This window comes from Catenovulum maritimum (assembly GCF_001050375.1).
In the GTDB taxonomy this organism is placed as follows: Bacteria; Pseudomonadota; Gammaproteobacteria; order Enterobacterales; family Alteromonadaceae; genus Catenovulum; species Catenovulum maritimum.
Genome location: NZ_KQ130507.1, coordinates 47196 through 47785 on the forward strand (window position 1 = coordinate 47196; position 590 = coordinate 47785).

At 45.6% G+C, this 590-nt stretch carries 1 protein-coding gene; it reads right to left on the bottom strand.

The window, feature by feature from the left end; genetic code table 11:
• The coding region (locus XM47_RS19210) for an immunoglobulin-like domain-containing protein (RefSeq protein ID WP_172656556.1) at nt 1–590 on the bottom strand (590 nt) is incomplete at both ends.

Consider the following 590-nt stretch of genomic DNA (forward strand, 5'->3'; position numbering starts at 1 on the left):
AGTTTCACCATTGGATAAAGTAATGGTGACGTCACTTTCTGGGACCGCTGATAACTCAGCTGTATAAACTATTGTGCCGCCCGCCTCAGTAAGAGAATCCGTTGCAGCAAGCAAGGTTACGGCTTGTGCTATTTCAGTCACTGCTGGCGTTTCGTCTATGATTAAGTTCTCGTAATTACCACCAGAAACATCATTAATACGTGCACTGATTTCACTCACACCATCTAAATCTGCAGCGTTAACGTCAACTGTGCCCATTAAACTACCCGCAGCAATCACGATACTTTGGCCGTTGCTTAAATTCACTGTCAGTGGCGTATCTGATACTTGGTTTACACTGGCTGTGTAAGTAATCGTGCCGCCTTCAATCGCTAGCGCACTAGTTGCATCTAGAGTGAGGTTAGTATCTGTTTCTGTATCGGTAATCGCGGTTGAAACTGGGGTTTGATCCACCTCTAGATTCTCGAAGTTACCACCAGTTGCGCTCGCAATTGAATTAGTAATTGACGTTGCATCTACAATCGCATCTTCATCTGCTGCAACAACGAGGTCTACACTACCTTGGGTTTGACCCGCCGCAATGGTAATCG